Here is a 10287-nt window from a genome sequence, read left to right as displayed (position 1 = left end):
AGGCCCAGCACGCTGGCGATGGCCTCTGGCTGAAAAGGCTCAAGCGCAGGTGCGGGCGCCGGGCGAGCCGGGGCGATAACCGGCGCGGCCAGTGCCTGGCGGTATAACCACTCTTGCCAGGCTAAGTGCCCGCCATATCCGAAACACGCCCCCCACAGCAGCACCTTCAAGATGAGCGGTAAGTGGCGAGTTATGGCACCCGAAAAATTATTCAAAACCTTTTCATCTGTAAGCCATTAATAAATAAAAAATCACTCACTGTTAAAACGAACCGTGTAGGAGCGAGCTTGCCTCGCGATCTTTTGATTGTTTTAAAAGATCGCGAGACAAGCTCGCTCCTACAGTTGTCGGTGGATAACGATTAAATTAAAAACGTTATCCAGACTTGATACGTGGAGTTACTTCTCAGTCCACGCCATGTTCCAGCTCGCACCAACGCCCGGTTCGAAACCATTGGCATTCGGGTTGTATTGAATGCAGTAGCCCGAATTCGGGAACGGCTGGCACTCATAGACTTTGTCGTTTTTAGGTTGAAGCACCAACGTGCCCGCCTTGTAACCGGCAATGCCTTCAGGGAACACGAAGTCATATTCCTGAGCACCGCCTTCGCCGGTCAGGTTGATCGACTTGAGGTCCTGGAAGTTTTCACGACCATCCTGGCTGGTCGCAATCAGTTTCAAGGAGTGCTCGCCCGGTGCGCTGGTCACCGCAATGCTGACCGGCGACGTGGTAGCGCTGACGGTTTGCTTGGTGTAGCCCACTTGTTTGTGGGTGGCGTTGAACACCGTGGCTTCAAGCGTGACATTTTTGTTGGTCATCACCGTGAAGCCAACAGTGCCCTTGCCTTTGACCAGCACGTACTCCGGCGCCACATCATGCAGGTGCAGGTAAGCACCCGGGTCTGGCACCATCACGGTCTGCATTTCGTAGCGGGTAACGCCGCTCTCGGCCTTCACGTAAAGGGTGTTTGCGCCTTTGATCGGCTCAATGTCACCGTTTTCATTGCGTACGCCTGCACGTACCAAAGGCTTGTTCGCCGCGTTCACGGTTTCTGCCAATTTGTAGGACCAGTTGGCCGGCTGGCCTTCTTCTGGTTTTTCAATGGTGACGCCGAAGCTGTATTCAGCGCTTTCTGAGCTGCCGGTAAAGGCACGTGCCTTGACCGAATCGCCTGGCTGCAATGCCTGGGTTTGCGAGATCGAACCGACGTTTTTCCAGCCATCCGGGTCTGCGCTCTGCGCGGTGATGTTGACATCCACAACGTCATAGAACGAAGCGGCGGTGTCATCAACCGTCCAGACACCCAGAATAATGTGGTGACCGCTGCGGTCTGTCGGGATCGAGCAGCTGTGTTTGTCTTTGGCCGGGCCTGTACCGCCCGCAGCGCCGTCGATAGGCACGCCGCCGCCACCTTCAACCTGGCAGAACGGTGTCAGTTCAAAGCTGTCGCGGGAGATCGGCAGGTTGGGGTTCCAGCCACCTTTGGTGATGAAGTACTGCCAGCGTGTACTTTTATGGGCAGCGGTATAGAACCAGCTGAAGTCGATGGTGTGATCCTTGATTTCAGTCAGGTGCCAGCGGTTGGCCGACTGGGCGTCCAATGCCGCGAAGCTGGCATGGCCACCGCTTGCGATCTTGCCGTCGGCCGGGCCGAACTCAGGGAACCCCTTAGGGGCTTCGCCAACGGTCTGCGGTTCATACTGAGCTGCACCGCAGTCAATGTTCAGCCCTTGCTGACATGCATAAGCCCGCGATGGAGGGGAGTTCATGTAACCGTGAGCAACTGCCTGTTGAGCCGTAAACAGGGTAGCCATCAGCGTTAAGGATGATGCGCACAGCATCAAATTGCGGGACTTTGACAGTGCAATAGCCATATAAGCCTCATTCTATTTTTTATATAAATGATAAAAATTGCGCTCTCTGTTAAACGCACAACGATATAAACAACGCGATATGACAGAGAGAGCCCTACCACGGGCAACTACAACAAACTAAGAAACTTCCTACGTGACAGCCTGAAAGTTTTAAATAATTCATGGCCGCCCGAAATCAGGGTGGGAAATTTTACTTATTCTGATATTTAAATATGTAGGACTCTTCCTAAATACATATAAGGGAAGTCTGAATTATTTTATTTACACGCATAAAAAAACGCCCGGCATTAACCGGGCGTTTTAGCGAGGGTCACTTCCAACAACTGCACTTACTCGTGGTATTGCCCCGAGAACTCATGCACAGCGCTGATAAACGCACCGGCGTGTTCAGGTTTAACTTCCGGGGTAATGCCGTGGCCCAGGTTAAACACATGGCCCGAACCTTTGCCGTAACTGGCGAGAATGCGTTTAACCTCGGTGCGGATGGCCTCGGGGTTCGCGTACAGCACGGTCGGGTCCATGTTGCCTTGCAGGGCCACTTTGTTGCCCACGCGGCGGCGGGCTTCGCCCAGATCGCAGGTCCAGTCCAGGCCCAGCGCATCGGCGCCGGCATCAGCAATGCTTTCCAGCCACAGGCCGCCATTTTTGGTGAACAGGATCACCGGCACTTTGCGACCTTCGTGCTCGCGGATCAGGCCACTGACGATTTTGCGCATGTAGGCCAGCGAAAACTCTTGATACGCCGCGGACGACAGGTTGCCGCCCCAGGTGTCGAAAATCTGCACCGCTTGCGCGCCCGCGAGGATTTGCCCGTTGAGGTACGAGGTGACCGACTGCGCCAACTTGTCGAGCAGCAGGTGCATGGCCTGCGGCGTGTCGTAGAGCATGGCTTTGGTTTTGCGGAAGTCTTTGGACGAACCGCCTTCAACCATATAAGTGGCCAGCGTCCATGGGCTGCCCGAGAAACCGATCAACGGCACACGTCCGTTGAGTTCGCGGCGGATGGTGCTGACCGCGTTCATCACGTAGCCGAGGTCTTTTTGCGGATCCGGGATCGGCAAGGCTTCGATATCGGCCAGGGTGCTGACGACCTTTTTGAAGCGCGGGCCTTCGCCGGTTTCAAAATACAGGCCTTGGCCCATGGCATCAGGAATGGTCAGGATGTCGGAAAACAGGATGGCCGCGTCCAGCTGAGGGAAGCGGTCCAGAGGCTGCAGCGTGACTTCACAGGCGAATTCAGCATTCTTGCACAGGCTCATGAAGTCACCGGCCTTGGCGCGGCTGGCACGGTATTCCGGCAAGTAGCGGCCGGCCTGACGCATCATCCAGACAGGCGTTACGTCTACGGGTTGCTTGAGCAAAGCGCGAAGGAAACGGTCATTCTTGAGATCAGTCATGTCTGCATCCGGAAAAAAAGTGGGGGCATTTTCTCAGAGACAGACGCAAAAGGCACGGCAAGAGCCGTGCCTTTTATCTATCGGGGCGATTTGACGCGGGGGTGATGTACAACTTCGCCGTCTTGTAGTCGCTGCCGAAGGCTGCGATAAGGGCCGAAGGACCTTCGCTTTTCAGGGAGAAAAACGACCCCTTCGGGCTCGATCGCAGCCTGCGGCAGCGACTACAGAGGGCAGGTTAAACGCCCAGGTAGTCCATGATCCCTTCTGCCGCGGTGCGGCCTTCGAAGATCGCGGTCACCACCAGGTCAGAACCGCGCACCATGTCGCCACCGGCAAAGATCTTCGGGTGGCTGGTCTGGTGCTTGAACTGCGACTGCTCAGGCGCAATTACGCGGCCCTGGCTGTCGGTGGCGATGTCGAACTGCTCAAACCACGGCGCCGGGCTCGGGCGGAAGCCGAACGCGATGATCACGGCGTCTGCCGGGATGATCTCTTCGGAACCCGGAATCGGCTCAGGGCTGCGACGGCCACGGGCGTCCGGCTCGCCGAGACGGGTCTCGACCACTTTCACGCCTTCAACCTTGCCGTCACCGACAATCGCAATCGGCTGACGGTTGTAGAGGAATTTCACGCCTTCTTCCTTGGCGTTTTTAACCTCTTTGCGCGAACCGGGCATGTTGGCTTCGTCACGACGGTACGCACAGGTCACCGACTTGGCGCCCTGGCGGATCGAGGTCCGGTTGCAGTCCATGGCGGTGTCACCACCGCCCAGCACCACGACCTTTTTGCCTTTCATGTCGACGAAATCTTCCGGCGATTTTTCAAAGCCCAGGTTGCGGTTGACGTTGGCAATCAGGAAATCCAGCGCGTCGTGCACGCCCGGCAAGTCTTCACCGGCAAAACCACCTTTCATGTAGGTGTAGGTGCCCATGCCCATAAAGACCGCGTCGTACTCGGCCAGCAGTTCTTCCATGCTGATGTCTTTACCGATTTCGGTATTGAGGCGGAACTCGATACCCATGCCGGTGAAGACTTCGCGGCGATTGCTCAGTACGGTTTTCTCCAGCTTGAACTCCGGGATACCGAAGGTCAGCAGACCGCCGATTTCCGGGTTCTTGTCGAAGACCACCGGGGTCACCCCGCCACGCACCAGCACGTCAGCGCAGCCCAGACCCGCAGGCCCGGCGCCGATAATGGCAACGCGCTTGCCGGTCGGCACCACTTTGGACATGTCCGGGCGCCAGCCCATGGCGAAGGCGGTGTCGGTGATGTACTTCTCGACCGAACCGATGGTCACCGCGCCAAAACCGTCGTTGAGGGTGCAAGCGCCCTCGCACAGACGGTCTTGCGGGCACACCCGGCCACACACTTCGGGCAGGGTGTTGGTTTGGTGCGACAGTTCAGCGGCGGCGAGGATGTTGCCCTCGGCCACCAGCTTGAGCCAGTTGGGAATGAAGTTATGCACAGGGCATTTCCATTCACAGTACGGGTTACCGCACCCCAGGCAGCGGTGGGCCTGGTCAGCTGACTGCTGGGGTTTGAAAGGTTCGTAGATTTCCACGAACTCTTTTTTGCGTTGACGTAACAGTTTCTTCTTCGGATCTTTGCGCCCGACATCGATGAACTGGAAGTCGTTACTCAGACGTTCAGCCATTGTTAAAACCTCATCAAACTCTTCAGGCGCATATCACTGCGGATTGGCACGGATGCTGGAAAGCAACGTTTTCAAGCTGGCAGCCTTAGGCTTGACCATCCAGAAACGACGCAGGTAATCATCGAGGTTATCCGCGAGATTACGGCCCCACTCGCTGTTGGTTTCCTCAACGTATTCGTCCAGCACGTGTTGCAGGTGGTTGCGATAGGCTTCCATCGCTTCGCCGCTGATACGCTGGATCTCCACCAACTCGTGGTTCACCTTGTCGACAAACGTGTTGTCCTGATCCAGCACGTAGGCGAAACCGCCGGTCATGCCTGAGCCGAAGTTGTAACCGGTTTTGCCCAGTACGCAGACAAAGCCGCCCGTCATGTATTCGCAGCAGTGGTCGCCTGTGCCTTCCACCACGGTGTGGGCACCGGAGTTACGCACCGCGAAACGCTCGCCTGCGGTGCCTGCGGCAAACAGCTTGCCGCCGGTGGCGCCGTACAGGCAGGTGTTGCCAACAATGGCGCTGTCCTGAGTTTTGTAGACGCTGCCCACAGGCGGCACGATCACCAGCTTGCCGCCGGTCATGCCTTTGCCCACGTAGTCGTTGGCGTCGCCTTGCAGGTACAGGTTCAAACCACCGGCGTTCCACACACCAAAGCTCTGACCGGCAGTGCCTTTGAAGCGGAACGTGATCGGCGCCTTGGCCATGCCCTGGTTGCCGTGAGCGCGGGCGATTTCACCCGAGATCCGTGCACCAATCGAACGGTCGCAGTTGCAGATGTCGAGGTCGAACTCGGCACCGCTCAGGTCGTTGATCGCCGAGCGGGCCATGTCGAGCATTTGCTCGGCCAGCAGGCCTTGGTCGAACGGCGGGTTGCGATCAACCTGGCAGAACTGCGGCTTGTCAGCCGGGATGTGGTCGCTGCCCAGCAACGGCGTGAGGTCGAGGTTGTGCTGCTTGGCGGTTTCGCCCGGCAGGATGTCCAGCAGGTCGGTACGCCCGATCAGCTCTTCAAGGCTGCGCACGCCCAGCTTGGCCAGCCACTCGCGGGTTTCTTCGGCCACGTAGGTGAAGAAGTTGACCACCATGTCGACGGTGCCGATGTAGTGGTTTTTACGCAGCGATTCGTTTTGCGTGGCCACACCGGTCGCGCAGTTGTTGAGGTGGCAAATACGCAGGTATTTGCAGCCCAGCGCGATCATTGGCGCGGTGCCGAAGCCGAAGCTTTCAGCGCCCAGAATCGCCGCCTTGATCACGTCGAGGCCGGTTTTCAGGCCGCCGTCGGTCTGCACCCGCACTTTGCCACGCAGGTCGTTGCCGCGCAGGGTCTGGTGGGTTTCCGCCAGGCCCAGTTCCCACGGCGCACCCGCGTACTTGATGGAGGTCAGCGGCGATGCACCGGTACCGCCGTCGTAGCCGGAGATGGTGATCAGGTCGGCATACGCCTTGGCCACGCCAGCGGCGATGGTGCCTACGCCCGCTTCAGCTACCAGCTTCACCGAGACCAGCGCTTTAGGGTTGACCTGCTTGAGGTCAAAGATCAGCTGCGACAAGTCTTCAATGGAGTAGATGTCGTGGTGTGGCGGTGGCGAAATCAGGGTCACGCCGGGCACGGCATAGCGCAGCTTGGCGATCAGGCCGTTGACCTTGCCGCCTGGCAGTTGCCCGCCCTCACCCGGCTTGGCGCCTTGGGCGACCTTGATTTGCAGCACTTCAGCGTTCACCAGGTATTCCGGCGTGACGCCAAAACGGCCGGTGGCCACTTGTTTGATTTTCGAGCTTTTGATGGTGCCGTAACGCGCCGGGTCTTCGCCGCCTTCACCGGAGTTGGAGCGGGCGCCCAAGCGGTTCATGGCTTCAGCCAGGGCTTCGTGCGCTTCTGGCGACAAGGCGCCGAGCGAGATACCGGCCGAGTCGAAGCGCTTGAGGATCGAGTCCAGCGGTTCGATCTCGTCGATGGCCAATGGCGTGTCGAGGGTTTTGACCTGGAACAGGTCGCGGATCATCGACACCGGGCGTTTGTCGACCAGTGCGGTGTATTCCTTGAACTTGCTGTAATCGCCCTGCTGCACAGCAGCTTGCAGGGTGGCGACCACGTCCGGGTTGTAGGCGTGGTACTCGCCACCGTGTACGTACTTGAGCAGACCGCCTTGCTGGATGGCTTTACGCGGGCTCCAGGCTTCAGCGGCGAGCAGTTTTTGCTCGGCTTCAAGGTCGACAAAACGCGCGCCCTTGATGCGGCTTGGCACACCACGGAAGCTCAGGTTGCAGACTTCTTCGGACAGGCCAATGGCTTCGAACAGTTGCGCACCGCGGTAGGACGCGATGGTCGAGATGCCCATCTTCGAGAGGATCTTGAGCAGGCCTTTGGTGATGCCTTTACGGTAGTTTTTGAACACTTCGTAAAGGTCGCCCAGCACTTCGCCAGTACGGATCAAGTCGCCCAGCACTTCGTAGGCCAGGAACGGGTACACCGCCGAGGCGCCGAAGCCGATCAGCACGGCAAAGTGATGCGGGTCGCGAGCGGTCGCGGTTTCGACCAGGATGTTGCTGTCGCAGCGCAGGCCTTTTTCGGTCAGGCGGTGGTGCACAGCGCCCACAGCCAGCGAGGCGTGGACCGGCAGCTTGCCCGGCGCGATATGACGGTCGGTCAATACGATCTGGCTATGGCCAGCGCGCGCGGCTTCTTCGGCCTGGTCGGCGATGTTGCGCACAGCGGCTTCAAGGCCGATCGACTGGTCGTAGTTGAGGTCGATGACCTGACGCTCAAAGCCCGGCAGGTCGAGGTTCATCAGCGAACGCCATTTGGCGGGCGAGATCACAGGCGAACTGAGGATGACGCGCGAAGCGTGCTCTGGCGATTCCTGGAAGATGTTGCGCTCGGCACCGAGGCAGATTTCCAGCGACATGACGATGGCTTCACGCAGCGGGTCGATCGGCGGGTTGGTAACCTGCGCGAACTGCTGGCGGAAGTAGTCGTACGGCGTGCGCACACGCTGGGACAGCACGGCCATTGGCGTGTCGTCACCCATCGAGCCCACGGCTTCGTAGCCTTGTTCGCCCAGTGGGCGCAGCACCTGATCGCGCTCTTCGAACGTGACCTGATACATCTTCATGTATTGCTTGAGCTGGTCGACGTCGTAAAACGCAGAACCGTGGTCGTTGTCTTCAATGGTGGCCTGAATGCGCAGGGCATTCTTGCGCAGCCACTGTTTGTAGGGGTGGCGCGACTTCAAGCGGTTGTCGATGGAGTCGGTGTCCAGCACCTGGCCGGTCTCGGTGTCGACCGCAAGGATTTGCCCTGGGCCAACGCGGCCTTTGGCGATCACGTCTTCAGGCTTGTAGTCCCACACGCCGATTTCGGAGGCGATGGTGATGTAGCCGTTGGTGGTCGTGACCCAGCGCGCCGGGCGCAGGCCGTTACGGTCGAGCAGGCAGACCGCGTAACGACCGTCGGTCATTACCACGCCCGCCGGGCCGTCCCACGGCTCCATGTGCATGGAGTTGTACTCATAGAACGCCCGCAGGTCGGGGTCCATGGTTTCAACGTTCTGCCATGCCGGTGGAATCAACATGCGCACGCCACGGAACAGGTCAATGCCGCCGGTGACCATCAACTCAAGCATGTTGTCCATGCTGGAGGAGTCAGAACCCACGCGGTTAACCAGCGGGCCGAGCTCGTCGAGATCGCCGATCAGGTCATTGGCAAACTTGGTGCGACGGGCCTGCGCCCAGTTGCGGTTGCCGGTAATGGTGTTGATCTCGCCGTTGTGGGCGAGAAAGCGGAATGGCTGAGCCAGCGGCCATTTCGGCAGGGTGTTAGTAGAGAAGCGCTGGTGGAACACGCAGATGGCGGTTTGCAGGCGCTCGTCGCTAAGGTCTGGATAGAAGGCGGTCAAGTCCGCCGGCATCATCAGGCCTTTATAGATAATGGTCTTGTGAGAAAAGCTGCAGATGTAGTGATCGGTGTCCGCTGCGTTGGCCACCGAAGAACGGCGACGGGCGCTGAACAGCTTGATCGCCATGTCTTGATCGCTGAGGCCGTCGCCTGCGATGAACACTTGCTCGATTTGTGGCAGACGTTCCAGCGCCAGACGACCCAGCACGCTGGTATCAATCGGGACTTTGCGCCAGCCCACCAATTGCAGGCCCGCCGCGAGGATTTCGCGGTTCATGTGGGCGCGGGCCGCTTCGGCCTTGATCGGGTCCTGGTTAAAAAACACCATGCCGACCGCATATTGCTTGGGCAAATCAGTGCCGAACTGTTCTTTGGCGACTGCACGCAAGAACTGATCGGGCTTTTGAATCAGCAGGCCACAACCGTCACCGGTCTTGCCGTCTGCGTTGATCCCACCGCGGTGGGTCATGCAGGTCAGGGCCTCAATGGCGGTTTGCAATAGGGTATGACTGGGTTCGCCCTGCATATGGGCTATCAGGCCGAAACCACAGTTATCCTTGAATTCATCGGGGTGGTACAGACCTGCTTTCATAGACACTTTCTCACCAGGCTGCCCCAAAAAGGGGCAAATTTCTTTTTAATTCAACCACCTGCTTTCCGCGCTGAACGTACGCCAGCTTAGCGGTAGCAAAAGGGTGGCCATTTTACACACCGTCGCAAAGACCCACAAATTAAGCGGCGATTAACCGTAAATTTATGTCGCATTGATGAAGGTTTAAAGCGATTGCTCGTGCTAGTCAAAACATTTTTGATGTTGACCGCCGCACGGCGCAGACACCACAACGCATGCGACTCGATTAAGTCGCATGCTGGGCGAATATTTTGATGGGTAAGGGTCTGTACGAAATGTTTTCGAGCGTAGGTTAGGCAAGGCGAAAACAGGCGAGGAAGCGGAGTTTACGGGTTGTAAATGAGCATTCCGAGCCTGTTTTCAACGCCGCATAACCGAGCGCAGATACATTTCGTGCAGAGCCTAGAACGGCGACCTGGGTAAAGTCGCCGTCTCATCAGCGAGCTGCTGCCAGTTCTTGTTGGACGCTGGCGACAGTGCGAGGCCAAGGTTTACCAGCCTGCGTCTTCGCTGGCAAGTTCTTGATTGCCGCAGTGGCGGCGGCATGGCTTGGGAAATTACCGTAAGTCACGACGTACAGCGGCTTGCCGTTCAAGGATTTCTTGAAATAACGGGCTTCGCCACCCAACTCTTTGGCGACATTTTGCGCTGACGCTTCAGAGCTGGTGCCGACGATCTGCACGACGTAGTTGCTGGCCGGTTGGCTGGCGTACCAGCTACCGCCCGGTGCAGCCTTGGCCACAGTCACCGGCTTCTCAGCAGGTTTGGCGGCAGGCTTGGGAGCCGGGGCCGGAGCGGGCTTGGCGGCTGGCGCAGGTGCAGGTTTGCTCGCAGCCACCGC

The 10287-nt window shown here is 58.3% G+C and carries 5 protein-coding genes and 1 pseudogene; all 6 read right to left on the bottom strand.

What is annotated here, in order from left to right; translation table 11 throughout:
- Positions 1-215, bottom strand: a pseudogene (locus tag GHO41_RS30130) (hypothetical protein); the annotation flags it as partial.
- 183 nt (positions 216-398) lie between these two features.
- The gene (gbpA, locus tag GHO41_RS27135) at positions 399-1874 is read right to left on the bottom strand and encodes an N-acetylglucosamine-binding protein GbpA (protein WP_153435135.1); all 1476 of its coding nucleotides are present in this window, start codon (positions 1872-1874) and stop codon (positions 399-401) included.
- 329 nt (positions 1875-2203) lie between these two features.
- The gene (hemE, locus tag GHO41_RS27130) at positions 2204-3271 is read right to left on the bottom strand and encodes a uroporphyrinogen decarboxylase (RefSeq protein ID WP_048366706.1); all 1068 of its coding nucleotides are present in this window, start codon (positions 3269-3271) and stop codon (positions 2204-2206) included.
- A 235-nt stretch (positions 3272-3506) separates the two neighbouring features.
- Positions 3507-4925, bottom strand: a complete 1419-nt coding sequence (locus GHO41_RS27125; RefSeq protein WP_048366707.1) for an FAD-dependent oxidoreductase — start codon at positions 4923-4925, stop codon at positions 3507-3509.
- A 33-nt stretch (positions 4926-4958) separates the two neighbouring features.
- Positions 4959-9407, bottom strand: a complete 4449-nt coding sequence (gltB, locus tag GHO41_RS27120; protein WP_153435134.1) for a glutamate synthase large subunit — start codon at positions 9405-9407, stop codon at positions 4959-4961.
- A 475-nt stretch (positions 9408-9882) separates the two neighbouring features.
- The coding region (locus tag GHO41_RS27115; RefSeq protein WP_178126594.1) for an SPOR domain-containing protein at positions 9883-10287 on the bottom strand (405 nt) is incomplete at its 5' end.

The organism is Pseudomonas sp. FSL R10-0399, assembly GCF_009600165.1.
GTDB classification, from domain to species: Bacteria; Pseudomonadota; Gammaproteobacteria; order Pseudomonadales; family Pseudomonadaceae; genus Aquipseudomonas; species Aquipseudomonas helleri.
The sequence above is the reverse complement of the archived record's forward strand: the minus strand, read 5'-3'. Positions and strand labels throughout refer to the sequence as shown.

Coding starts and splice junctions, on each gene's coding strand:
- gbpA (WP_153435135.1), bottom strand. CDS start 1,874: ATGGCTATTGCACTGTCAAAGTCCCGCAATTTGATGCTGTGCGCATCA.
- hemE (WP_048366706.1), bottom strand. CDS start 3,271: ATGACTGATCTCAAGAATGACCGTTTCCTTCGCGCTTTGCTCAAGCAA.
- GHO41_RS27125 (WP_048366707.1), bottom strand. CDS start 4,925: ATGGCTGAACGTCTGAGTAACGACTTCCAGTTCATCGATGTCGGGCGC.
- gltB (WP_153435134.1), bottom strand. CDS start 9,407: ATGAAAGCAGGTCTGTACCACCCCGATGAATTCAAGGATAACTGTGGT.